Consider the following 22337-nt stretch of genomic DNA (forward strand, 5'->3'; position numbering starts at 1 on the left):
GCCGGGCCCGGCCCCGGGGCGGGGCAGGGGGGATCAGGTCAGTCGGAGATCGGGGGGCAGGTGGTCCCAGAGGTTGAGGTGGAGCAGGCGCCACCGCCCGTTCTTCCAATCCAGCGCCACGATACCGCTGTTGTAGATCTGAAAGCACGTCAGATCGGTCTGTGCGACCACCCGCAGCAGGGTCTTGATCAACCCGCCGTGGGTGACGGCCAGCACCGGGCCGCCGACCTGCCCGCTCAGCTCCGCGAGTTCGGTCAGCGCCTCCTCGGCCTGCTCCCGGAACCGGAGGTAGCGCTCCGGGAGCCGGTACCCGGCGGGCACCGGCTCGAACGGGGCCGGCGCCCGGGGCAGCTCCTCCACCACGTGGAACGGGGCCTCCGTCAGGGTGGGCTGGATCTCGACCGGCAGGCCGAGTGCCCGGGAGACGTAGCCGGCCGTCTCCTGCGCACGCTTCAGCGGGCTGGTGCGGAGGGCGGCGACCTCCAGCCGGCCCTTGCCGTCGAGGGCCGGGTGGTCGGCGAGCCAGGCGGCGAGCAGCTGTGCCTGCCGGTGCCCGGTGTCGCTGAGCGGGGTGTCCAGGTCGTCGCTCGGTTCGAGCTGCCAGGTCGACTGCCCGTGCCGGGCCAGGTAGATCTTCATGCCGCGCCCTCCGTCCGCCCGCCGTCGCCTCAGCGGCCGCCCATGCCCAGCGCCTTGGCCGACCGCTGGTACTTGATGTCCGCGGTGACCCGGGTGTCGAACCGGGCGCAGAGGTTCTCGGAGAGGGTCTTGATCAGGTCGACCACCCGCGGGTCCTTGGCCACCTCGGGGTCGATCCGCGGGTAGATCGCCAGCTCGACCTCGCTGACCGGCTTGACCTCGCGCTCGGCCTCCGGGAGGCGCAGGTTGCTGACGAACGCCCGGTCGATGCTGCACCGGAGCGCGTCGCGCTTGTCCAGCCAGACGAAGAACGTGTACCGGTAGTCGTCCAGCTTCAGGGCCGGGAACAGCTCCTGGGGCGGGATGCCGTAGTTCTCCTCCAGGTGCCGGCCGGGGTGCTCGATGTCCGTGCGGGCCAGCAGGCGCTTGACGACGGCCACGGCCTCGGGCGAGTCGGGGGCGCCCTGGATGGTGCGCTTCTCCTCGCCGTCGAAGACGTACCGGTGGTCCTTGCGGACGTGGTTCTCGTCCTGCGCGGCCTTGAAGGCGCAGAAGGCGTGGGTGATCTTGTTGCACGAGGTCCGCAGCAGCGCGCCGGTGCGCAGGATCCGGAAGTCCTCGGTGTCGTAGTAGATCGCCGTGTTGAGCGGCGGGGTGACCCGCGCGTTCTCCTTCTCGGCGATCTGGGCGCCCGGCACCAGGTCGCCGATGGTCGCGGCCATGTCGTCCAGCCAGGCGTAGTACGCCTCGTTGGAGACGGCGTCCATCTCGATCTTCAGGGCGAGCTGGTTGAACACCACGAAGTCGCCCTTCTTCGTGTAGACGGCCTCGTTCTCCGGCATCTTGGGCGTGGTGGTCACGATGTCACTTCCTCTGCTCGTGTCCCGGTCTCCCGGGGCGGGGTCGTGGTGGGTCGGACGTCGGTGCCTTCGGAGGTGCGTTCGGACTCGGAGGTGCTGTCGGATCAGGGGGTGCCTTCGGACTCGGGGCGCCTGCGGATCAGGGGAGCGGCAGGCCGGTGTCCACGCCGTCGAGGGCCTTGCTGCACAGGCAGTTCCGCTCCGCGGGGAGCTCGGTCACCAGGTCGAGGATCACGGTGCGCAGGCGTTCGATGTTCTCCGAGAAGACCTTGAGGACCTCCTCGTGGGTGACCCCTTCGCCGACCTCCACGCCCGCGTCGAGGTCGGTGACCATCGCGATGGACGTGTAGCAGAGGCCCAGTTCACGGGCGAGGGTCGCCTCGGGGTAGCCGGTCATGCCGACGACCGACCAGCCCTGCGCCGCGTGCCAGCGCGACTCGGCGCGGGTCGAGAAGCGGGGCCCCTGGATGACCACCAGGGTCCCGCCGTCCTGCGGCTCCCAGCCGGCCCGGCGGGCGACCGCCACCGCCTGCTGCCGACCGGCGGGGCAGTACGGGTCGGCGAGCGGGATGTGCACGACGTTGGGGCGGAGGCCGTCGGCCCGCGGCTCGCCGTCGTAGAAGGTCTGCTCGCGGCCGTACGTCCGGTCCACCAGCTGGTCGGGCACCACGAGGGTGCCGGGGCCGAACTCGGGGCGCAGCCCGCCGGTCGCGCAGGGGGCGACCACCTGGCGCACGCCCACCGCCCGCAGCGCCCACAGGTTGGCGCGGTAGTTGATCCGGTGCGGGGGGAGCGAGTGGCTGCGCCCGTGGCGCGGCAGGAAGGCCACCCGGCGGCCGGCCAGCTCCCCGATCAGCAGCTTGTCGCTCGGCGCGCCGTACGGGGTGTCGACCGCCACCTCGGTGATGCCGTCGAGGAGGGAGTAGAAGCCCGATCCGCCGATGACGCCGATCGCGGCGCCGTCACTGTCACTCATCAAATGCCCCAAGGAGTCGTCTGGAACTGTTGCGTCCGAGTCATGCGGGAATTCGCGCGGCGTCCTCCGCCTCGTCCGATTCCTGCGGGCGAGGCTTTTCCGGGACGGTCAGCGGCAGGCCCCGCCGGACGATTCTGCCGAGCCAGGCGCCCGCCGCCTGCGAGGTGACCAGGGAGAGCAGGACGAGCGCGGTGAAGAGGTTCTCGTTGATCACGCCGGCGGCGAAGGAGGTGGAGGCGAGGACGATCCCCGGGCCGCCCCGCGCATTCATGGCGATCGCGATGTTGGCCGCCGAGGAATTGTCCTGCCCGGCGAGCCGCGCGCCCAGCCACACACTGATCGATTTGACGGTGCAGGCGAAAGCGAGGAACCAGCAGAAGAACACCGGGTCGAGATGGCGGGCGAGATCGAGCCGCAGCCCCACGATGGCGAAATACACCGGAACGAAGAACGCCAGCGTCATTTCCCTGAGCGCCGCCCCGGAACCCCCGCCCCCGGCCGGCAGCGGATTCGCACCCTCCCGGGCCCCGCCGGAAGCGCAGAGCCCGGCCATCAGCGCACCGAACACGGGGTCGATCCCCAGGCCGATGGCGGCGACGCACATCACGAACACCAGGATCATGCGGAAAGCCGCGGGGGCGCGGCCCTCGATCAGGTTGAAACGCGCCGACGCCAGCCTGTCGAACAGCATTCGACCGCGCCAGGCAAACGGTAGCATGAATATCAGCGGAGCGATCGTGAAATACGCCACCGATTCCCCGACGGTGTCGATCCCGAGGAGTTTCGGAAGACCGTAGGAATCTCCCGTCCGGGCCTGCGCCATGCCGAGGGTGACCGCCAGGACCACATAGAGGAGAATGTCCTCCACGACCGCCACGGCGAGGACTATTCGGGCGAATGCGGTGTCGATGACGCCCAGATCGATCATGATCCGGGAAATCACCGGAATGCTCGTGATGGCCACGGCCATTCCGAAGACCAGGGCCAGCGTGGCGGGCGACCCGTGCGGCCCGGCCAGGCCGTTCAGATCGACCGCCGTGGCGACCAGCAGCCCGAAGAGGAAGGGCAGCACCAGCCCGGACACCGCCACCCAGACCACTGTCCGGCGCTCGGTCCTGGCCCGTCGTCCCCGCATCTCCATCCCCGTCAGATAGACCAGGAGGAGCAGCCCGATGTTGTAAAGGGCGCCGAGGACGCCGGGCGTCGGACCGGTGGACGGGAAGAGCCAGTGCTGCGCCCCGGGGGCGAGCTGCCCGAGGACCGTCGGGCCGAGGCACAGGCCGCCGAGGATCTCGCCGATCACCGGCGGCTGCCGGATCGCGTTGAAGAGGTACCCGCCGATGTGCGCCGCGCCCAGCAGCGCGACCAGGGCGATCAGGAGGTGCGCGACGTCCACGGTTCTCGGCGACACGGCTACTCCCCCACGGTCGAGTCGGTGTGCTGCTTGCCCGACCGCACGGCCTGCTCGACCAGTTCGGCGGCCGCCAGCCCGTCCTCGAAGGTCGCCAGGTCGGCCCGGGCGCCGGGGGCGCCGGCCAGGCGCGGGTAGGGGCTCATGGTGGCGGGGGCGTACGTCTGCTGGGCGGTGCGCGAGCCGCCGCGGAAGGTGAGGACGGCGGAGCCGTCGCTCGGGTCGGCCACCAGGCGCGCGCTGCCGAGGCTGCCCAGCGCGAAGAGTTCCAGCCGGCGGTGGCCCGCGCTGATCCGGGACACCGCCACCCGGGCCCGGGTGGCGGACGCCCGCAGCCAGCACTGGGCGAGGTCGTCGACGTCGGTGGGCACCGGGCCGCCGGCGCCGATGCGCTGCGCGTGGAGCTGTTCGGTCCAGCCCCACTCGACCGCCCAGTCCAAGGCCCCGGTGGTGAACCGCAGCAGGTCGAAGGCGTGGGTCCCGAGCTCGGCCAGCGCCCCGCCGCCGGCCAGCTCCCGGCGCTCGCGCCAGGGCGAGGCGGCCGCCGGGCTCGCCTGCGAGTCGTCGTGGAAGTCGATCTCCAGGGTGAGCAGTTCGCCCAGCCTGCGGTCCGCGAGGGCGTCCCGGAGGTCGCGGACGGCGGCGTTCTCCCGCCACTGGAAGGACACGAAGGCGTCGGCGCCGCTGTCCGCGGCGCGCTCGGCGAGCTTGCGGGCCCGCGCGGCGCTCGGTGCGAGCGGCGCCTCGCAGAGGACGCCGAGACCGCGTTCCAGGGCCGCCTCGATCAGTTCGTCGTGGGTGTCGGTGGGGGTGGCGACCACGACGAGCCCCGACTCGCGGGCGGCGAGCAGGGCGGGCGCGTCGTCGGTCACCGCGGCCGCGGGGGCCAGCGCGGCCGCGAGCCGCCGGGCCGACTCCCGGTCGGCGGCGCAGGCGACGGCGGTCAGCCGGAGGTCGGGGGCGCCGACGAGCCACCGGGCGTGCGTGGCGCCCCGTCGGGTCCCGAGCAGAGCCACGTCCATGGCGGGTCGACCTTTCGTCGGCGGAGGGGTCGCGGTCACGGTCAGCCGTTCGAGGTGGCGGGCCACCCCGTCGTCGCTGTTGGCGGCGGTCACCTGGCCGACCACGGCCAGCACGTCCGGGTGGGCGTTCGCGACGGCGACCGCGGTGCCCGCCCAGGCGAGCATGGGCAGGTCGTTGGGCATGTCCCCGAAGGCGACGGTCTCCCAGTGCTCGACGCCGAGCCGGCGCACCAGCCGGGTCAGCGCCGTCGCCTTGTCGACCCCCGCCCGGGTCACCTCGCAGAACGCGGCGGTGGAGACCGTCACCTCGAAGCTGCTCGGCAGCCGCTCGCGCAGCGTCCGGTAGTAGTCGTGGGCGGTGCCGGGCGCCTGGACGATGAGCTTGCCGAAGCCGCGGTCGTCCAGGGCGTCCTCCAGTCGGGCGCTGCGCACGGCCTCCCCGCAGAGCGCGGGGTCCAGGTCGAATCCGTCCTCCAGGACCAGTTCGAGCCGGCGTTCGGCGCCGAACGCGACCTCCGGCAGCACCTGGCGGATCTCGGTCAGGGCCTGGGCCGCCGCCGCCCGGGAGAGCGGACGGTAGTCGACGACCTCGTCGCGGGCGAAGTCGTAGGAGATCGAGCCGTTGCCGCAGATCGCGATGGAGCGGTGCCCCAGCGCCTCGGCGACGGGCCGGACGTCGCGCACCGGGCGGCCGGTCGCGACGACGAAGATGTGGCCGTCCTCGGTGACCGCCCGCACGGCGGCGTGGGTCCGGTCGGTGACCCGGCCGGCGGGGTCGAGGAGCGTACCGTCCAGATCGCTGACTATCACCAGGCGGTTCATCGGTTCATCACTTCCAGTGAGGCGGTGTCGGTCGGTACGGTCGGCCCGCGCCCCACCGTGGTCGCCGCCAGCGTGGCGACGAGCATGGCGAGGCCGGGGATGAGAAGGACGGCCCACAGGTCGACCTGCTGCCGCGTCAGTCCGGCCAGCGACGAGCCGGCGGCGTTCCCGGTGAGCACCGCCGTCACCATCCAGGCGAAGGCCTCGGTGGCGGTGCCCCGCGGGGCCACCTCGCCGATGATGGAGAACCCGCAGGTCAGGATCGGGGCGAGGAACAGTCCGGCGCAGAAGACCAGGACGGTGGTGGGCAGCGGGGGCGCGTCCACCACCAGTGGCAGGTAGCAGACCGCCGAGGCGGCCAGCAGCAGCACCAGGCGGCGCGGCACCGGCAGCGGCCAGCTCCGGGCGCCGTACACCAGGCCCCCGATCAGGGCCCCCAGCGCGTTCGCGCCGAGCAGCACGCCGGAGAGGCCGGGCCGGCCGACGTGCTCCTGGTAGGCGACCATCGCGATGTTGAGCGCCCCGAGTCCGATCCCGATGCAGCCCAGGGTGAGCAGCAGCCGCCGCAGCACCGAGGAGCGCAGCGGCCCCGCCCAGTCGGGACGGCGGGGCTCCGCCCGCCAGCGGCGCACCGGCTCGGGCAGCAGGTAGCCCGCCGTGCCCACCAGCATCGCCAGCGCCGTCAGCGGCAGCACCGCCCCGGGCGAGAGCACGGCCGAGGTCAGCACCACCAGGAGCGGGCCGCTGACGAACACCACCTCCTGGAGCGAGGCGTCCAGCGCGAAGGCGGCGGCGATCGCCCGGGGGTCGGCCAGCATGCTCGGCCACAGTGTGCGCAGGCAGGGCTCCAGCGGCGGGGAGAACAGGCCGGCCACGCAGACCGCCCCGGCCGCGGCCGCCGCGCTCCGGCCGCCCGACGCCATCAGCCAGAGCAGGCCCGCGGCGGAGCCGAGCGCGCTGGGCGCGAGGACCGCGGGCTGGCCGAACCGGTCCACCGCGCGCCCCAGCAGCGGTCCGCCGACGGCCGTGGAGAGGCCGTACAGCGCCGTGATCAGGCCGACCGTGCCGAAGCCGAAGTGGTGCGAGCGGAGGAAGATGGCGATGCCGAGCGGGGCCATGCCGTTGGGCAGCCGGCCCAGCAGGTTGGTGGTGAAGAGGTACTTGGCGTGCGGGCTGCCCAGGCAGTCCCGGTAGGCGTGCGTCATCGGCCGGCTCTCGTCTCAGTTCGCCGCGGCCGGGCCCGGCCGGAAGTCCAGGTCGACCCCGCCGAAGCCGTCGCCGGGCGCCAGCCGGACGCCGGCCGTTCCGTGCAGGCGCCGGGCGGCCCTGCCCTCGGCCAGCCGGACCCAGAGCCAGCCGGCCTCGTAGTCCAGTGACACGACGTCACTGGCCGGGGCCCGGTGCCGCGCCGAGCTGTAGGGGGACAGCCGCCGGACGGCGTCCGCCGGGAGGCCGCGGACCTCCACGTCGAGCGGGGTGCTGTCCTCCGAGAGGACCAGCACCACCGGCGCGACGAACTCCGCGGGTGACGGTTCGTCGGCGCCGGGCCGCACCGGCGGTCCGCCGACCCGCACCCGCAGCCGGCCGCGCCCCGGCTCCCACTCGACCTCGACCGCCTCGGACACCGAGCCGTTCACCACACCACCCCATAGATCTGGTACCAACGATGTGCCAGGTCCGCACACTCCCGGGCGCCCAGGTGATGGAAGCCCCGCCGGTGCGGCCTTGCGGCCAACTCCCGCACGCACAGATAGAGTTCGGCGCTCACCAGGTCGTGCAGCGGCCCGGGGAGCTCGCCCCCGTCGGGCGAGCCGCACAGCCCGGAGAGCAGGTGGAGCGAACCGCGTGCCGTCCGGCAGACGGTCAGCCCCTCGTAGGTCTCGGTGATCGCGAGGCCGGGCAGCGGCCCGGGCGGCGCGGTGCACCAGCCCGGTTCCGGCGTCAGGACCACGCTGTCGTCCTTCAGTTCGTTCAGGGCGGTCGCGTCGCACACCAGCTCGCCGGTCAGGTCGACCACCACGTCCGCCCACCGCAGCGCCTCCTGGTGGCCGAGGGTGCGGTGGCCGGCGATGGCGGCCGCGCACGCCCGGATCGGATCGGGGTCGTGCACCCCGACCGTGGCGCCCAGCGTGTGGAGCGTCGCGGCCGCGGACGGCGCCCCGCCCTCGTACCCGACGAGGAGCACCCGGGACTTCGCCACCGTCCGGGCCAGCCGGCGGCGCAGCACCGACTCCAGGCCGTACGCCATCGCCACCCCGGCGGGCCGGCTCACCAGCGCCCCCAGCGGACTGCCCGCGGTGCGGTAGACGGGGAGCTCCGGCTGCCGGCCGGCCGCCCAGCGGTGGCGGCCGTCGCCGGGTGACGCGCCCTCGACCACCCCGCGCAGCCCTTCCCCGGGAAGGCCGGCCTCGCGGCCCGTCACCGCCTGGCCGACCGGGCCCTGGACGATCACCGGGTCCGCGGTGCGGCGCGCCGCCCGGCTCGCGTACTCGACCGCCGCGCGGCCGATGTCCGAGGGCCGCTCGGGCACCAGCAGCGGGACGTCCTTGCCGATCGCGCCGCGCACCGACGAGTCGGCGGCCGCGACGGTGGTGACCACCGCGGCCAGGTCGAGGTCCGGCGCCAGTGCCCGCAGGTGGCTGAGGAAGGAGGCGCTCTCCCCGCTCAGGTCGGCCGCGACCACCAGCCGGGCCGGGCCGGCGGGATGGGCCCGGATCACTTCGGTCAGCAGCGGCATCCGGGGTCTGGCGACCGTGCCCGGAGCGGTCGCGGCGGCCTGCGAGGCGCCGGCGCCGTCCCCGACCACCAGCACCCGGCTGCCGGGGCCCGAGCCGCGTTCCAGGTGGAACGCCGTGTCGGAGATCAGGGTTCGCGTCAACACCGGCTCCTCGTCGGGCGTGATCACACGTACTGCAGTCGGTCCAGGCCGGCGACCTGCGGCTCGCCCAGCCGGGCGGGGCGGATCTCGGCCTCGCCGTAGACCAGGTCGACCGGCTGATCCTGCACCAGGTAGCCGACGCAGCGGGCCACCGACTCGGTGGTCATCTTGAGCGGCGTGTCGTCGGCCGCCCGGTTGGCGATCGCGCCGGGGCTGAGCAGGGTGGCCCGCACCCCGTTCGGCCGCTCCTCCAGCAGCAGGGTCTCCACCAGCGCCTTGAGCGCGCCCTTGGTCGCGGCGTAGGCGAACCCGCCCTCGAACCAGCGGGTGCCGGCGTGACTGCCCATCACCACGTAGCTGCCCGAACTGGCGCGCAGCGCCGGGAGGGTGGCCTGCACCAGCCGGAACACCGAGGTGAGGTTCACTGCGACGGACTCGTCCCAGTCCTCGGCGGAGAGCTCGCCCACGGTGGCGATCCGGCGGACCACGGCGTTCGCGACGCAGACGTCCAGCCGTCCGTGGCGTTCGAGCACCTCGGCCACCGCCCGCTCCGGCGCGGCCGGGTCGGCGAGGTCGCAGATCACCTCGGACAGCCAGTCCTGCCCCGCCGGGGTGCGGTTGAGGGCCGCCACCCGGTACCCGCGCCGGTGCAGTTCCGCGGCGATCGCCAGCCCGGTGCCCCGGTTGGCGCCGGTGACCAGGGCGACCCGGTCACCGGCCGACTGCTCAGGCGAGCTCATCCAGCAGCCTCCGCCACGCGGTGGTGATCTCCTCGGCGGACGCGCCGCGGCGGAAGAGGTCCTTGTCGAGGGAGGAGCCGTCGGCGTGCCGCAGCCGCATGCAGTCCGGCGAGATCTCCGAGATGAGGACGGGCTGTCCGCCGTCCAGGCCGAAGATCACGCAGAAGTCCCACACCTGCACCGAGTCGAGCCACTCGATCAGCGAGGCGTTCACCCCGAGCGCCAGCCGGCGGAACTCGTCGACCGGCAGGTCCAGCGCCCGCAGGTAGTCCTCGCCGATGGGCTGGTCCTCCGGGTCGACCCGGTAGTCGAACTTCACCACCGGGCGCGGCAGCGGCTCGTACTCCTCGAACAGTCCGGGGTACTTCACCAGGGTGGAGCCGACCGCGCGGTTCTTGACGATCACCTCGAACGGCGGGGCCGGGTGGTACTCGGCCAGGTAGCTGACCGGGCCCAGCCGCCGCACGAAGGCGGTGCGGATGCCGGCCTTCTCCAGCCGGGCGGCCGCCCGCTCGTAGAAGTCCAGGCGCAACGGGCCGGTCTCCTCGACCAGTTCGTCGCGGCTGTAGGTGAAGCTCCGCAGGCTGGGGATCATCTCCACCATGCACAGGCCGTCGGGGAGCAGCCAGAGCCGCTTGCTGCGCCCCTGGATGTCGGGCTCGCGCTGTTCGCGAATCGCCTGCAGTTCCTGGTCGCTCGGAAGGGCGGAGGGTTGCATCGGACCCCTTGTCCTCGGTCGTGGGTGTGGGTGCGGGCGGCGGGCGTCCGATCAGGCCGGACGGGTGTGCCGGTGGTGCGCGAGAAGGACGAGCAGCAGTGTCTTGGCGTCGGCGGCGGGCTCCCGGAGCAGCCGGTCGACCGCCTCGGCCAGGGGGAGTTCGAGGACCTCGATGTCCTCGCCCTCGGCGGCGACGCCGCCTCCCGGGCCGGTCCGGTCGTCGGCGCGGTACTCGCCGGTGAACAGGTGCAGCCGTTCGGTGCTCAGTTGGGGGGCCGGGTACACGGTGGCCAGGCGGGTGAGCTCGCCGGCCCGGTAGCCGGTCTCCTCCTCCGCCTCCCGGCGGGCCGCCTCGGCGGGGTCGGCGCCGTCGGTGAGCCCGCCGGGCAGCTCGATCAGCCGTCCGTCGCCCGGCGTCGCCGCTCCGCCGTGGACCAGCACCGGCAGGCGGAGCTGCCGGGTGAGCAGGACCGTCCCGCGGTCCGGGTCGCCGAGCAGCACCGCGGCCCGGTCGCCGCGGCCCACGCTCAGCCGGTGGAGCCGACGGGTCCCCCCGTCGGCTCCGGGCACGTCCAGCGTGTACCGGCGCACGGCCAGCCAGTCGTCGAGCACCGTCTCCACCTCGCGGACGGAGGCGGCGCCCGACGACCCGGTCACGCTCGCGCGACCGTCCGGATCAGGCATCGGCACGGGTGCGCTCGATCGTGGCCTTCAGCCGTTCCAGCTTCTCGGTGAGCTCCGGCACCGAGAACATGACGTTGCCGTTCTGGGTGTTCGTGGACGGGTACGCGGTGTTGTAGACGTTGGAGAAGGTCCGCTCCCGGGGGCCGCGCAGCACCAGGGTGCAGACCATCGCCTCCAGCGGCAGGGCCACCCGGTGGATGCGGTGGTACTGCAGGTGGTACGCGTTGCCCTGGGACTCCACCGCCTGGTCGGTCATGGTCAGCCGGGTGTCGCCGACGAACTCGTAGAAGTTGCCGACGGACGCGGTGCCCAGCTTCTCCGGGCTGTACCGGTACTGGCGGAAGTTCACCGCGCCCGGCGATTCCTGCTTGCTGAAGTTCTGCGAGACCAGCCGGCCGGTCAGGATGGTCGACCAGAAGCTGAACCGGTGGTCGTGGATCAGCTCGTCGTGGAGCTCCTTCTCGCTGTACGGCGGGCTCCACAGGTGCAGGGTCAGCCGGTAGCCGCCGTTGTCGGTGTCCACCAGGACGATCTTGTCGAAGTGGTTGACGTGGCGGTACGAGCGGTCCGCGATCACGGCCAGCGCGGCCGGGTCGCTCAGGTAGTCCTTGAGCAGAGCGGTGATCCGCTCCGGTCGCCCGAGCTCCCGGATCAGGGCCAGGTTGTAGGTGAGCCGACTCTCGTCGTCGGCCGGGTGGAGACCGCTCACGAGGGCATCGAGATCCGCCGGGCGAATTTCCCCGAGATCAACGTCGAGCGGTATTTCTCTGGTCAAGTCCGAACCCCCTTTGCACAAATCGGCCGGACGAATCCGGTGGTTCCGGAAACGGATTCGCCGACGCACAGAAAGTCGGCCTCGTGCCGACTTGGATCACCGTCCTATCTAGCCAGCCACGCCAGACGCGCGACAAGTATTCGAAGGTGATGGCCGCCCGGGCGGTCGGTCGGGGCGGGCGCTCGGGCGGGTCGGCGGTGCGCCCGCCGGAGCCTGTCGATCGGGCCGGTCGATGGTGCACCTACGGACGTGCGCGGCCATGCCCCATGATTGGCGGAGCCGCATTCGGGCGGCTTCACCGAATTCCGCCGCGACCGACCATCGACCGAGGGAAATTACGCCGCCATGGCCATCGAGGAAATCGACGACAAACTCCGCGCACTTCTGCTGGAACGGATCACGGACGTCTTCGACCATCCGAACCCGGGCGTGGTGTTCAAGGACATCGCGCCGCTCCTCGCGGACCCCGACGCGTTCGGCCCGCTCGTCGACGTCCTCGCCCGGTTCTGCACCGCCGTGGGCGCCGACAAGGTGGCCGGCCTGGAGGCCCGCGGGTTCATCCTGGCCGCCCCGGTGGCGCTGCGCGCGGGCCTCGGCTTCGTCCCGATCCGCAAGGCCGGCAAGCTCCCCGGCCCCACCCTGACCCAGCGGTACGACCTGGAGTACGGGTCCGCCGAGGTGGAGATCCAGCGCTCCGCGTTCGCCCCGGGCGAGCGCGTCGTCGTGGTCGACGACGTGCTCGCCACCGGGGGCACCGTCGACGCCGCCCTCGCCCTGCTCCGGCGGGCCGGCGCGGACGTGGCCGGCGTCGCCGTCCTCCTCGAACTCGGCTTCCTGGCGGGCCGCTCCCGCCTGGCGACCGCGCTCGGCGGGGCGCCGCTCGGGGCGGTGCTGACGATCTGAGGGGGCTGGACGGGCCCTAGCCGAGGCGGTCGAGGAACGACAGGTCGTAGGGCGCCGCCAGCCCGACGATCACGTGCTCGGCCCCGGCCGCCAGGAACTCCTCGACCCGGTCGACCTCGGAGACGTCCACGAACGCCGAGCGCTCGATCGTGGACGGGTCCCGGCCGACCCGCTCGCACCACTCGTCCAGCAGCTTGTTCTTCCGGCGGTAGTCGTCCGCGGGGCCGAACGCGTTCCACAGGTCCGCGTGCTCGGCGACCAGCCGGAGGGTCACCTTCTCGCCGCCGCCGCCGATCAGCGTGCGCAGGCCGGGCGCGGCCGGGTTGAGCCGGGGCAGCCGCGCCCGGATCCGGACCAGCGCGTCCTCGAACTCGCGCAGCCGGACGGCGGGGCTCTCGAAGGGGTAGCCGTACTCGACGTACTCGCGCTCGCACCAGCCCGCGCCGAGGCCGAGGACCAGCCGGCCGCCGCTCAGCAGGTTGACCGTCCGCGCCATGTCGGCGAGCAGGTCCGGGTTCCGGTAGGAGACGCAGCTGACCAGCGCGCCGAACGCGGCCCGCGAGGTGTCGACGGCCATCGCGGCGAGCAGCGACCAGCACTCGAAGTTCGGGCCGTTCGGGTCGCCCGGGGACACCGGGAAGAAGTGGTCGGGCACCCAGATCGAGTCGACTCCGGCGCGGTCGAGCTCCCGCCAGGCGTCGCGCAGCGGGTCGAGTTCGGTCCGTTCGGGCTGAAGTTGCACACCCAGCTTGAAGTCCCGCATCGGGAAAGCTCCTTGAGAGTGGTGGACCCGGTCGGTCACCGGGCCAGGTGACGGGCCAGTCGCAGCGCGAGGGCGGCCATGGTGAGCAGCGGATTCCAGGATCCGCGGGTCGGGAACAGCGCTCCGCCGGTGACGTAGAGGTTGTCGAGGCCGTGCAGCCGGCCGTGCAGGTCGGTGACCGACTCCTCCGGCGACTCCCCCATCCAGAGCGTCCCGGCCTCCAGGAAGGCGAACGGCATGCGCCGGGCGGCGACCGGTTCGGACTCCCACCGGCGGTGCTCGGGCGACCAGTACTCCAGCGCCGAGTCCCCCGCGACGAGCCTCAGCACCTCGTCGGTCGTCCGGTCCAGGGCGTCCCAGGCCCTGCGGTCCGACTCGTCCAGGTGGAACGCCCCCACCGTGGCGCCGTCCGCGTCGAGGTAGACCCGGCTCGGGGAGTCGGCCGCGCGCACCCCGGCCAGCTCGGTCACGCCGTTGACGAGGAAGACCACGTGGTCGGGGTCGGTCAGCCGCTCCGGGGTGCCCTCGCCGAAGACGTCGGGGAGCAGGCGGTAGACGGTCTCCACGTCCCGGCCCGGGTCGACGGTCGCGCTCGCGCTCAGGTGGAGCACGAACTCGCGGTCCTCGGTGGCGCCGTCCAGGTAGAGCGCGGCGAGTTCGGGCCGGTCCGTGGCGAGGTCCTCGAACGCCGCCCGCGGCAGCCGGCAGTTGAAGAAGCTGGCGGCGTTCCCGGCCAGGTTCGAGCCCGCCAGCGGGGTGGCCGAGGGGGGCAGCGAACGCAGCACCAGCTCGGTGTTCTCGACGGTGCCCGTCGCCAGCACGATCCGGGCGCCGCCGACCGCGAGCTCGCCCCGCGTCGTGCGGACGGCGGTCACCCGGCCGTCCTCGCAGGCAAGCCCGACGACCTTGCAGCGCGGCAGGACGGCGACCGAGCCGCGGTGCCCGGCCAGCGCCTCGAACAGCAGCGGGACGGCGCTGAACTTCCTGGTCGCCCCGGGTTCGGTGGTGGCCGCCATGCCGAGCGGCGCGTCCAGCAGGCTCGGGTCCGCGGGGAGGACGAGCTGCGAGTCCGGCCCGGTCCCCTCGTGGATCCGCTGCCGGAGCCGGGAGTTCAGGTTCCCGAACTCCGGGCCCAGTTCGGAGGCCCGGCGGACCCCGACGATCCGCTTCGCCTCGGCCCACTCCTCGTCCAGCTCGTCGACCACGGACTTCGGCCACCCGGCCAGCTGCTGCGCCGTCGGCTGCGGGCTGGCCCCGCTCCAGAACAGCGTCCGCCCGCCGAGGTACGGGACCTGCGAGACGAGTTCGAGATCCCCCTCGGAGCGCCAGGGGTTGGCGACCGCACGGTCCATCAGCGGCTGGAGCACCACACCGAGGTTCTGCACGTGGTCGGGCAGCAGGTACGGGCCCTGCTCCAGGAGCAGCACCCGGGTGTCGGGGGCGAGCTGGAGCAACTTCTTCAGCGTCACCGCCGCGGTGGCGCCGCCACCGACGATGATGACGTCGAAGTCGCCCGCGGCGGCCTCCTCGAAGGTGGCGAGGAGGATCTCCTCCAGCCCTCCGGCCGGATCCGCCTGACTGTCGGGCGCTACCATCGCGACTCCTCTCGTGACCCCCGAATCGTGATCAGGAACCTAAGGCAGCCGATGGTCACGAACCAGATGAACTTCCGACCGGTCCGACGAGGCCGCCGATCGAGCACCGCTCCCGCGCCGTTCTCCGCTACGTTGGACCGAAAGCCGCACCGAAGGAGCCACGTGGCCCACTTGACGGACCGTCAACTGTCCGAGGACGTCACCGACTTCTCGGCCCGCGACGCCGAACTGGAGCAGGCGCCCCCGGAGCTCGCCGACCTCCCCGGCCTGCGCCGGCTCGACCTGTCCGGCAACCGGCTGAGCGACCTGCCGCAGAGCCTGTCGGCCCTCCGCCGGCTGACCGAACTCCGGCTCGACCGGAACGCCTTCCGCCACCTTCCGCGGCCCGTCGGCGAGCTCGCCGGCCTCGAACTGCTGACGCTGTACAAGAACGAACTGACCACCCTGCCCGACTGGATCGAGAACCTCCGCGGCCTGCGCCACCTGAACCTCGGCGACAACCGCCTCACCCGCGTACCCGAGGGCATCGGCGCGCTGAGCCGCTTGCACACCCTCGACCTGGGGCACAACGCACTCACCGAACTGCCCGAGTCGATCGGGCGGCTGGCCGGCCTCGACCGCTACCTCTACGCGAGCAACAACCGGTTCACCAGCGTGCCGGCGGCCCTGTGCGACCTCACCCGGCTGCGCTACCTGAACCTCACCGACAACCTGCTCCAGAGCCTCCCGGAGCGCTTCGGGGACCTGGCCGCCCTGCAGGAGCTGCGCCTCTACAACAACCGGCTGGCCACCCTGCCCGACTCGATCGGCCGACTCTCCCGCCTGCGCGAGGCCCACCTGGCGGGGAACCGGCTGACCGCCCTGCCCGACACCCTGGCCGGCCTGACCGAGCTCCGCGAACTGCGGCTGACCGACAACCACCTGCTCGGCCTCCCCGAGCAGATCGGCCGCCTGGAGCGGCTGCGGATCCTCGACCTGCGCAACAACCGCGTCCGGGAACTGCCCGCCGCCGTCGGGGAGCTGACCGCCCTCACCCATCTCGACCTGCGCAACAACGCGCTGACCCGGCTCCCGGACTCGCTGGCCCGCCTCCCCCGCCTGGAGAAGCTCGACCTGCGGTGGAACCTCATCGACCCGCTGCCGGCCTGGATCGCCGACCTCGAACAGCGCGGGTGCGTCGTCCTGCTCTGACCGCCGGCACCCGGCCGAGAAACGGCGCAGGCCCCCCGCCCGAATGGGCGAAGGGCCTGCGACCTGCTACTTCTCTGTGCCCCAGACAGGAATCGAACCTGCGACACCGGCTTTAGGAGGGCCGGGCTATCTTGGCTGGTCCATTCTCGCTGCCAGCGGCGACGCCCCCAACTCCCTCGATTTGAAGATCCTTTGGGAGAAATTTCGGTGATCATTTCTGTGGGAGCTCCAGATCCACCGGCAAGCCCCACAGAGTGGTCTTCCCCAGCCCCAGCATGGCGCGCACGAACACCGTCTGCAAGCCATCCAGGCGGTGCTGCCTCATCGTCACCGTGGGGTGCTGGTACACGCCCTTGATGCCGCGCGGCTTGTGCCCGGCCTGCTCGTACATCAGCGACGCCGCCACCATGATCTGCTCCTGGAGGGTGTCGTGGGTGTGCCGGGCGCCACGCATCGTCAGCCCGGGCGCGAGTGGTTCCCACCCCTCCCGCGCCGCCACGCCCCGGCGCCGCTCCCTGGCCGGTCGGCCGTCTGCAGCCGGGCGGATGGTCTTGCCCCAGTTTCCCCGCCGCCACCAGCTGCCGCTCTCGGTCGACAGCAGGAATCTGTGCGGCCAGACCTCGGCGCGGTGCTGCCACAGGCCAGCGAGGAACGGGGGGATATCCACATCCCGAATGCGATGCTCGTTCTTCAGCGGCTCCAGACGGAGCACCGTGCCCAGCTTCTCGCCGTTCGGACCCCGTTCCTCGTACTCAGCCACCTCCTGAACAAGGCGCAGGACGGGGCACGACCAAGGGGTCCCGTCGATGTCGAGCTGCTCTCGGGTCAGCAGGTGGTCACTCTCCAGGCCCAAGCCTTCGCCCCAGTTGACGCCCGTGAAAGCCGCGGACAGTAGCTGGAACCCGTCCTCGAACCCGAGCCGCTCCGCAACCTGGATGACCTGGGCCGGCGGATACCACTTCGATTCGTCCGCCTTCTTCGGCACGACGCCGAGCACCATGACCGGCTTCGTACGGCGTCGGCCGACCAGCGGGTTCGCCAGCAGGTGCCGCGCGTCCACGGCTGCGGTCAGGATCGTCGACATCAGGCTGACCACGTGGCCCTTGGACACGTCGTCGATGCGCAAGTCGTTCACCTGCCAGGCGTCGACCGCGAACCACGTGATGTCGCGCAGCGGTGTGTGTTGCCACCGCGGGAGGATGTGCCCCTGCAGCTGCTTCCACCGGGTGTCCACGGTCTGGCCGCGTTTCGGCCGGGCCCGCATGAACTCCTGCGTCCAGGTGCCGAAGTGCTTGCTGCTCAGCTTCGGATCGATCCACCGGCCGGCCCTGATGTCAGCTTCCTGGTCGAGGCCGTAATCCTTGGCCGTCTTCTCGGTTGGGAAACCCGACTTGCTGCCATAGTTGATGCCGTCGGGCAGCAGGAACTTCGCCTTCCAGGTGTACGACTTGGTCGGCTTACCGTGCTTGACCTTGTAGACCTTCTCTGCGTAGGCCACGCCCACCCCTCCTGGTGTTCTCCGGCCGGCGGGGCACGCAGTCGTGTCCCCGCCGTGCCGACAGAAGTGGTGCTAGGCGACCAGGCCAAGCGCGGCCAGCAGTCCCGGGTCAGCGTTAAGGCGGCGTCCAAGCACAGCGGCCTGCTCATCGGTGATGAGGTCGGCGTTGAGGTGGACGACCGGCGGGCAACCGGGCTTGCGGTAGAGCACGGCGAGAGCGCCGGTGGGATTGGTCTGCACGCGCATGGTCCGCAGCAAGGCGGACCACCCCCTTACCTGGTTGGGATGACCCCCCTCCGCAGGTAAGCGGAATTCTGTCACACGATTGGCATATGCGACGGGCGTTCGAGTGGCGTGTTGCGCCGGATGGGTTACTACTCTTCCTGCTCCTCGCCGTCAGCGAGAATGTCGTGAGCGGCGCGCTGGAACTTGCTCCACTGCCTCTCCAGCCTGCGCCGCTGGGCTGGAGTCAGGTCGCGCTCCTCACCCCCCTTCCAGATGATGACGACGCTTCCGTCGCCGTCGCCCATCGGTACCGCGGTGGCGTCGACCACCTGGCCGCCGAGCAGCGCGCCCTTCACGCGGGCAGTGAGGTCGTCCAGTAGGGCGTCGACACCCGCTTCGATCGGACTGTCCGAGACGGGACCCGCGAACCGCTCAGCCTCTCCCCCAGCCAGCACGGTTTCGATGCTGCCCTCAGCCCATCCGAAGCGCCGCTCAACGGCACGGTGCAAGGGCGTGACCTTGCGGTACTCGTGTCCGCTCTCCAGCTTCTGAATCGCCGAGCGCCCGACTCCAAGCTCGGCCGCGAATGCGGGCTGGGGCAGGCCAAGTGCTTCGCGTGCACTCGCGATGTAGCGCGAGAGCCGGGCCCAGTCTCTGTCCATGGGCACATCATGCCCTACATCCATGCAACCACGAAGCCCAGATCAAGCCGTTTGACCTGCATTTAAGGCGGTGAGCGGTTGCATGCATTCATCCACCCGCACCCCAGCCATGCCCGAGACTGCCCTTAAAGAGTGCCGAGACTGCTTGCTTTACGGGCGGACCGATGGTTAGCTCCTCTCGTGACACCGAACGGAACCGCAATCCGAGCCATCCGAACCGCCTCCGGGATTGGCCTCCGGGTGCTCGCATTGCGGGCTGGACGGCATCGCAGCTTTCTGTCCCGCGTCGAGCGCGGCTTGGCCGGCGCCAGCGACGACACACTCCGCGCGGTCGCCGACGCCTTGGGCGTCGAGGTCGGCGCCATCACCAGAGAGGACTCGCCGTGACCAGCAAGGTCGCCGACCCGCAGTTCACCGCCGAGGAACGGCTGCGGCTCTACACCATCGCGCAGGTCATCGAGATGGGGCTCCTGCCCTACACCGAACGCACGCTGAAGATCGCGTGCAACCAGAAGCGGATTCCGCACACCCTGATCAACCGCAAGATCCGGTTCCGCCTGGCCGACATCTACGCCGCGCAGGAGATGTGCGCGGTGAACCCGGGCACCCGCGGCCGCCGCCGCGCCGCCGCCTGACCGGCCTCAGACATGGGTCGGGCCCCCGCCCGGCAGCACCCGGTAGCCCCCGGAATGCCGGCCCGCGAGAGCCCAGCGACCCACTCCAAGCACACCCGATCAACGGAAGGAGTAGGCCGAGATGAAGCCTACCGAACTCGGGCTCCAGAGCCGCACGTTCACCGTGTTGGCTGGCCTCACCGCCCGTGCGGACGCCGCCGGCGTCCCGGGCCCCGCGCCGCAGTGGCGCGTCACCGACGACATGGTCACCGGCTGGATCGACACCGCCGACGGCACCGCGTTCACCGCGCTGGACGGCTGGTTCCGCCGCGTACTTGGTGCCGGGCGGTTCGAGACCCGCACCGAGCAGCGCCCCGACGGCCCCCGCTGCATCTGGGCGATCGGCACCGTCATCGAGGACGTCTCCGTGCACCTCGCCGCGTCCGTCCCGGCCGGCGCCGCGCAGCGCCAGCAGGCGGTGGCCGCGTGAACGCCCTGCCCGGAATCGCCGCCGTCCACGTCCTGCTCGCCAGCCACCCCGAGCTGGCCGCGCTGCCGCTCGTCTGGACCATCGACCCCGACGGCACCATCGACCCCGACCCGGCGTTCTGCGCCGAAGGCAGCCACGAGGCCGTCCGCGCCCTGGCCGCGGTTCTCGGTGTGGCGACCGTGCTGCACGAAACCGTCAATGCCGGCGAGACCTACAGCTGCATCGCGCTGGTTCACACCGCGCGGCTGTCCGGACTGCAGATTCGGTCCTACGGCTACAAGCAGGTGACCGGATGACGCCCGAGCCGATGTCGTCTGCCGCGGTCGAGGCCGCCCGGGCTCTGCCGACGATGAGCGCCGTGGTCACCGAGAACGGGCCGCTCATCACGCCGATCGAGCAGGCCCTGGCTGCTGCTGGCCGCCGCCACGACCGCGCCCGCCAGCAACTCCTGGCCGAGGTCGACTGGCTGGCCGCTGCGCTGGCTGACCAGCTCGCCGCAGCGTCCGTCCTGCCCGTCGTCTGGCGGGCCGAGGTCGACGGCATCCCCCTCGGCACGTACCGCCGCCCCGAGGACGCGCGGGCCCACTGCGAGGACGCCCAGCCCAACCCGGACGCCCAGCCGACCTGGTACCCGGAGGAGGACGACGAGACCGAGCCGGTCGCGCTGCGGATGCACCTCCCCGGGCCCGGCCGCTGGGAGGTGGCCACGGAGTACCGGGCCGTCCCGGTCTTCGTGCTCGACGAGTACGTGTCCGTCGAGGAGGACGGGTGACCGCCTCCCTCGCGATCCTCGCCGCCGCCCTGGCGGTGATGGCCGGCCTGCTCGCCCTGCCGCGCCTCCAGCGCCGCCGGGACGCCCGACGCCTCCACGCCGAGGTCCGCAGCAACACCCCGACCCGCCAGCCCAGCCAGCACACCGAGGAGTCCTGATGCGCATCGTGACCGCCGCTCAGCAGGAGAAGACCCGCCGGCTCATCCGCCTGCTCCAGCAGCAGCTCGCCGACGCCCAGGCCGCGGTCCTGGAGCAGGCCGGCGCGAACGGCAGGCTCGCCGCCCGCGCCGAGACCGCGCAGGCCGAGCTGAAGAGCAACTGCGTCGAGCTCGCCGACAGCCACCGCGAGATGGCCGAGCAGATCGACCGCCTCCAGGGGCAGGTCCGGATGCTCCAGCGCGACCGCGACGGCCTGCGCAGCCAGCTCGACCACGCGCTGTACGACGACAAGCAGCTGACGCTCATCGCGGCCGGCAGGACGAAGGACGCGGCGTGATCGCCACCGGAAACGACGAGTTCTCGCAGCAGCTCGCCGAACGCATCGGCCAGTTCATCATCGAAGCCGACGCCCGCAGCGACAGATCCCAGCAGACCGCGATCGGGCCGTCGGAGATCGGCAACCCGTGCGACCGGGCCATCGCATACAAGGTTCTCGACTGGCCGGAGACCAATACCGCCCGCGACCCGATCGCCGCGATCATCGGCACCGGCTTCCACATGTGGATGGCCGAGAAGTTCGAGCAGCGCAACGCCGAGGGCCGGTACAAGATCGAGCAGCGCGTCACCGTCCGCGACGGCTACGGCACCGCCGCCCCGATCACCGGCAGCGCCGACCTGTTCGACGTGCTGCTGGCGGCCAACCTGGACTGGAAGCTGGTCGGCACCAGCAGTCACGACAAGTACCGCCGCGGCGGGCCCGGGAAGCAGTACCGCGTCCAGGCGCACTTGTACGGCCTGGGTCAGGAGAACGCGGGCACCCCGGCGGCACGTGTCGTCGTCGTCTTCATCGCCCGCTGGCACGAACTCAAGGTGCACGTCTGGTCCGAGCCGTACGACCGGCAGGTCGCACTCGACGCCCTCGCCCGGCTCGACCGGATCCGGCAGCAGGTGCTCGACCTCGACGTCGAGTCCAACCCCAAGAGCTGGCAGCAGATCCCGATCGTCGACGACGCCAGCTGCAGGTTCTGCCCGTGGCTGCTGCCCGGCAGCACCGACCTGTCGAAGGGCTGCCCGGGCCTGCAGCGAGAGCGCACCGGCTACGAGGGGCTGATCGCGTGACACCCCTCCGGTGCAGCGCCTGCGGCCATCCCGCCTTCCCGCAGGGAGGCCGGGGCGAGCGGTGGATCTACCGCTGCCGCGAGGACGAGTGCCCCTGCACCACCACGAACTGCCGGCCCACCGGCCGGCCGAACAGCAAGGAGAACAGCATGAGCACCCCGCAGTCCGCCGACGCCTTCCTCATGGGCGGGGGCGGCGCGCCCACGGCGAAGTTCCCGGCGCCCGGGTCGAAGGTCGAGGGCTTCATCACCGAACCGCCGACGGTGCAGCAGCAGCGTGACCCGGCGGACGGCAAGCCGAAGTTCTGGACCGACGGCAACCCGATGATGCAGCTGGTCGTCACCGTCCAGACCGTTCTGCGCGACCCGGCGATCCAGGAGGACGACGGCCGCCGCAGGATCTTCGTCAAGGGCCAGATGAAGCAGGCCGTCCAGGACGCGGTGAAGCAGGTGGCCGCGCCCGGCCTGGAGGTCGGCGGCTACCTGGCCGTCACCTACACGCACGACGGCCAGAAGACCAACAACGCCTTCAACGCACCGAAGCAGTACCGCGCCGAATACACGCGGGCGGCGGCTGCCGAACTGCAGCGCCCCGACCCGACCGCCGCGTACGGCCTGGCGCCCGCACCGCAGCAGGCGTACGCGTCGGCCGTCACGGCCCCGGCCGCGCCCGCAGTGCCGGGCCTGACGGCGGAGCAGATCGCCGCCGCGCAGGCCAACCCCGCTGCCGCCGCGCTCCTCGCGCAGCTCCAGCAGAACAGCACCGCCCCGGCCCAGCCCGCCGGACAGCTCCCGCCGTTCTGATCCTGCTCCGCCCGCCGC

Annotated in this window: 28 protein-coding genes; 11 read left to right on the top strand and 17 right to left on the bottom strand. The window is 72.0% G+C overall.

Annotated elements, in window-relative coordinates; genetic code table 11:
• Positions 1–33 precede the first annotated feature (33 nt).
• The 12 genes from CG736_RS19175 to CG736_RS19230 all read right to left on the bottom strand — a co-directional run bounded on the left by CG736_RS19175 (position 34) and on the right by CG736_RS19230 (position 11459).
• On the bottom strand, positions 34–639 hold the full coding sequence (locus CG736_RS19175; RefSeq protein WP_100587419.1) for a histidine phosphatase family protein: 606 nt from the start codon (positions 637–639) through the stop codon (positions 34–36).
• A gap of 29 nt (positions 640–668) precedes the next feature.
• Positions 669–1499, bottom strand: a complete 831-nt coding sequence (locus CG736_RS19180) for a hypothetical protein (RefSeq protein ID WP_229847594.1) — start codon at positions 1497–1499, stop codon at positions 669–671.
• A 139-nt stretch (positions 1500–1638) separates the two neighbouring features.
• On the bottom strand, positions 1639–2475 hold the full coding sequence (locus tag CG736_RS19185) for an S-methyl-5'-thioadenosine phosphorylase (RefSeq protein ID WP_100587420.1): 837 nt from the start codon (positions 2473–2475) through the stop codon (positions 1639–1641).
• 40 nt (positions 2476–2515) lie between these two features.
• Positions 2516–3871: a cation:proton antiporter gene (locus CG736_RS19190; RefSeq protein ID WP_232734067.1), complete on the bottom strand. Its 1356-nt coding sequence runs from the start codon at positions 3869–3871 to the stop codon at positions 2516–2518.
• Between the two features lie 17 nt (positions 3872–3888).
• Positions 3889–5730, bottom strand: coding sequence for a Cof-type HAD-IIB family hydrolase (locus CG736_RS19195; protein WP_100587422.1), 1842 nt, complete (start codon positions 5728–5730; stop codon positions 3889–3891).
• Positions 5727–6935, bottom strand: a complete 1209-nt coding sequence (locus CG736_RS19200) for an MFS transporter (protein WP_100587423.1) — start codon at positions 6933–6935, stop codon at positions 5727–5729. The genes CG736_RS19195 and CG736_RS19200 overlap by 4 nt, the downstream gene beginning before the upstream one ends.
• A gap of 15 nt (positions 6936–6950) precedes the next feature.
• Positions 6951–7367, bottom strand: coding sequence for a hypothetical protein (locus CG736_RS19205; RefSeq protein ID WP_100587424.1), 417 nt, complete (start codon positions 7365–7367; stop codon positions 6951–6953).
• Positions 7364–8608 (bottom strand): hypothetical protein, encoded by a 1245-nt coding sequence (locus CG736_RS19210; protein WP_157815640.1) that lies wholly within the window; start codon positions 8606–8608, stop codon positions 7364–7366. Before CG736_RS19210 ends, CG736_RS19205 begins: the two co-directional genes overlap by 4 nt.
• A 23-nt stretch (positions 8609–8631) precedes the next feature.
• The gene (locus CG736_RS19215; protein WP_100587426.1) at positions 8632–9348 is read right to left on the bottom strand and encodes an SDR family oxidoreductase; all 717 of its coding nucleotides are present in this window, start codon (positions 9346–9348) and stop codon (positions 8632–8634) included.
• Positions 9335–10066, bottom strand: coding sequence for a phosphoribosylaminoimidazolesuccinocarboxamide synthase (locus tag CG736_RS19220; protein WP_100587427.1), 732 nt, complete (start codon positions 10064–10066; stop codon positions 9335–9337). The genes CG736_RS19215 and CG736_RS19220 overlap by 14 nt, the downstream gene beginning before the upstream one ends.
• A gap of 51 nt (positions 10067–10117) precedes the next feature.
• Complete coding sequence (locus CG736_RS19225; protein ID WP_232734068.1) at positions 10118–10723, bottom strand: NUDIX domain-containing protein; 606 nt, start codon at positions 10721–10723, stop codon at positions 10118–10120.
• A 19-nt stretch (positions 10724–10742) separates the two neighbouring features.
• Positions 10743–11459: a hypothetical protein gene (locus tag CG736_RS19230; protein ID WP_198520550.1), complete on the bottom strand. Its 717-nt coding sequence runs from the start codon at positions 11457–11459 to the stop codon at positions 10743–10745.
• Positions 11460–11870: 411 nt separating this feature from the next.
• Here CG736_RS19230 and CG736_RS19235 point away from each other — a divergent pair, with 411 nt between their 5' ends.
• A complete protein-coding gene (locus tag CG736_RS19235) occupies positions 11871–12428 on the top strand; it encodes an adenine phosphoribosyltransferase (RefSeq protein ID WP_100587428.1) in 558 nt (185 codons plus the stop codon).
• A 16-nt stretch (positions 12429–12444) separates the two neighbouring features.
• Here the strand turns inward: CG736_RS19235 and CG736_RS19240 are convergent, their stop codons facing one another.
• Positions 12445–13191, bottom strand: coding sequence for an LLM class F420-dependent oxidoreductase (locus tag CG736_RS19240; RefSeq protein ID WP_100587429.1), 747 nt, complete (start codon positions 13189–13191; stop codon positions 12445–12447).
• Between the two features lie 35 nt (positions 13192–13226).
• Positions 13227–14786, bottom strand: coding sequence for a GMC oxidoreductase (locus CG736_RS19245; protein ID WP_100587430.1), 1560 nt, complete (start codon positions 14784–14786; stop codon positions 13227–13229).
• 162 nt (positions 14787–14948) lie between these two features.
• Here CG736_RS19245 and CG736_RS19250 point away from each other — a divergent pair, with 162 nt between their 5' ends.
• Complete coding sequence (locus tag CG736_RS19250; protein WP_232734069.1) at positions 14949–15977, top strand: leucine-rich repeat domain-containing protein; 1029 nt, start codon at positions 14949–14951, stop codon at positions 15975–15977.
• 211 nt (positions 15978–16188) lie between these two features.
• On the opposite strand, the gene CG736_RS19255 is transcribed toward CG736_RS19250, so the two are convergent.
• From CG736_RS19255 to CG736_RS19260, 3 genes are all read right to left on the bottom strand, one after another.
• The gene (locus tag CG736_RS19255) at positions 16189–17475 is read right to left on the bottom strand and encodes a hypothetical protein (protein ID WP_100587432.1); all 1287 of its coding nucleotides are present in this window, start codon (positions 17473–17475) and stop codon (positions 16189–16191) included.
• Positions 17476–17547: 72 nt separating this feature from the next.
• Positions 17548–17721, bottom strand: a complete 174-nt coding sequence (locus CG736_RS36315) for a hypothetical protein (protein ID WP_157815641.1) — start codon at positions 17719–17721, stop codon at positions 17548–17550.
• A 128-nt stretch (positions 17722–17849) separates the two neighbouring features.
• Positions 17850–18362, bottom strand: coding sequence for a helix-turn-helix domain-containing protein (locus CG736_RS19260; protein WP_157815642.1), 513 nt, complete (start codon positions 18360–18362; stop codon positions 17850–17852).
• A gap of 180 nt (positions 18363–18542) precedes the next feature.
• On the opposite strand from CG736_RS19260, the gene CG736_RS38970 reads away from it, so the two are divergent.
• From CG736_RS38970 to CG736_RS19300, 9 genes are all read left to right on the top strand, one after another.
• Positions 18543–18749, top strand: coding sequence for a helix-turn-helix domain-containing protein (locus CG736_RS38970; RefSeq protein ID WP_100587434.1), 207 nt, complete (start codon positions 18543–18545; stop codon positions 18747–18749).
• Positions 18746–18997 (top strand): hypothetical protein, encoded by a 252-nt coding sequence (locus tag CG736_RS19270; protein ID WP_100587435.1) that lies wholly within the window; start codon positions 18746–18748, stop codon positions 18995–18997. Before CG736_RS38970 ends, CG736_RS19270 begins: the two co-directional genes overlap by 4 nt.
• A 121-nt stretch (positions 18998–19118) precedes the next feature.
• Positions 19119–19466 (top strand): hypothetical protein, encoded by a 348-nt coding sequence (locus CG736_RS19275; protein WP_100587436.1) that lies wholly within the window; start codon positions 19119–19121, stop codon positions 19464–19466.
• Positions 19463–19762 carry a hypothetical protein gene (locus CG736_RS19280; protein WP_100587437.1) on the top strand — a complete coding sequence of 100 codons (300 nt, stop codon included), beginning with the start codon at positions 19463–19465 and terminating at the stop codon, positions 19760–19762. The genes CG736_RS19275 and CG736_RS19280 overlap by 4 nt, the downstream gene beginning before the upstream one ends.
• An 11-nt stretch (positions 19763–19773) precedes the next feature.
• Positions 19774–20238 carry a hypothetical protein gene (locus tag CG736_RS19285; RefSeq protein WP_157815643.1) on the top strand — a complete coding sequence of 155 codons (465 nt, stop codon included), beginning with the start codon at positions 19774–19776 and terminating at the stop codon, positions 20236–20238.
• Positions 20235–20396 carry a hypothetical protein gene (locus CG736_RS36320; protein WP_157815644.1) on the top strand — a complete coding sequence of 54 codons (162 nt, stop codon included), beginning with the start codon at positions 20235–20237 and terminating at the stop codon, positions 20394–20396. The genes CG736_RS19285 and CG736_RS36320 overlap by 4 nt, the downstream gene beginning before the upstream one ends.
• A complete protein-coding gene (locus tag CG736_RS19290; RefSeq protein ID WP_100587439.1) occupies positions 20396–20734 on the top strand; it encodes a hypothetical protein in 339 nt (112 codons plus the stop codon). Before CG736_RS36320 ends, CG736_RS19290 begins: the two co-directional genes overlap by 1 nt.
• Positions 20731–21516, top strand: a complete 786-nt coding sequence (locus tag CG736_RS19295; RefSeq protein ID WP_100587440.1) for a hypothetical protein — start codon at positions 20731–20733, stop codon at positions 21514–21516. The genes CG736_RS19290 and CG736_RS19295 overlap by 4 nt, the downstream gene beginning before the upstream one ends.
• Positions 21517–21665: 149 nt before the next feature.
• Positions 21666–22319, top strand: a complete 654-nt coding sequence (locus CG736_RS19300; protein ID WP_100587441.1) for a hypothetical protein — start codon at positions 21666–21668, stop codon at positions 22317–22319.
• Positions 22320–22337: the final 18 nt, after the last annotated feature.

The organism is Kitasatospora sp. CB02891, assembly GCF_002803145.1.
In the GTDB taxonomy this organism is placed as follows: Bacteria; Actinomycetota; Actinomycetes; order Streptomycetales; family Streptomycetaceae; genus Kitasatospora; species Kitasatospora griseola.

Bases quoted from the DNA above. Each gene is read 5' to 3' on its own strand.
- CG736_RS19175 (WP_100587419.1), bottom strand. From the start codon at position 639: ATGAAGATCTACCTGGCCCGGCACGGGCAGTCGACCTGGCAGCTCGAA.
- CG736_RS19185 (WP_100587420.1), bottom strand. From the start codon at position 2,475: ATGAGTGACAGTGACGGCGCCGCGATCGGCGTCATCGGCGGATCGGGC.
- CG736_RS19195 (WP_100587422.1), bottom strand. From the start codon at position 5,730: ATGAACCGCCTGGTGATAGTCAGCGATCTGGACGGTACGCTCCTCGAC.
- CG736_RS19200 (WP_100587423.1), bottom strand. From the start codon at position 6,935: ATGACGCACGCCTACCGGGACTGCCTGGGCAGCCCGCACGCCAAGTAC.
- CG736_RS19215 (WP_100587426.1), bottom strand. From the start codon at position 9,348: ATGAGCTCGCCTGAGCAGTCGGCCGGTGACCGGGTCGCCCTGGTCACC.
- CG736_RS19220 (WP_100587427.1), bottom strand. From the start codon at position 10,066: ATGCAACCCTCCGCCCTTCCGAGCGACCAGGAACTGCAGGCGATTCGC.
- CG736_RS19235 (WP_100587428.1), top strand. From the start codon at position 11,871: ATGGCCATCGAGGAAATCGACGACAAACTCCGCGCACTTCTGCTGGAA.
- CG736_RS19240 (WP_100587429.1), bottom strand. From the start codon at position 13,191: ATGCGGGACTTCAAGCTGGGTGTGCAACTTCAGCCCGAACGGACCGAA.
- CG736_RS19245 (WP_100587430.1), bottom strand. From the start codon at position 14,786: ATGGTAGCGCCCGACAGTCAGGCGGATCCGGCCGGAGGGCTGGAGGAG.
- CG736_RS36315 (WP_157815641.1), bottom strand. From the start codon at position 17,721: ATGCGCGTGCAGACCAATCCCACCGGCGCTCTCGCCGTGCTCTACCGC.
- CG736_RS19260 (WP_157815642.1), bottom strand. From the start codon at position 18,362: ATGGACAGAGACTGGGCCCGGCTCTCGCGCTACATCGCGAGTGCACGC.
- CG736_RS19275 (WP_100587436.1), top strand. From the start codon at position 19,119: ATGAAGCCTACCGAACTCGGGCTCCAGAGCCGCACGTTCACCGTGTTG.
- CG736_RS19285 (WP_157815643.1), top strand. From the start codon at position 19,774: ATGTCGTCTGCCGCGGTCGAGGCCGCCCGGGCTCTGCCGACGATGAGC.
- CG736_RS19290 (WP_100587439.1), top strand. From the start codon at position 20,396: ATGCGCATCGTGACCGCCGCTCAGCAGGAGAAGACCCGCCGGCTCATC.
- CG736_RS19300 (WP_100587441.1), top strand. From the start codon at position 21,666: ATGAGCACCCCGCAGTCCGCCGACGCCTTCCTCATGGGCGGGGGCGGC.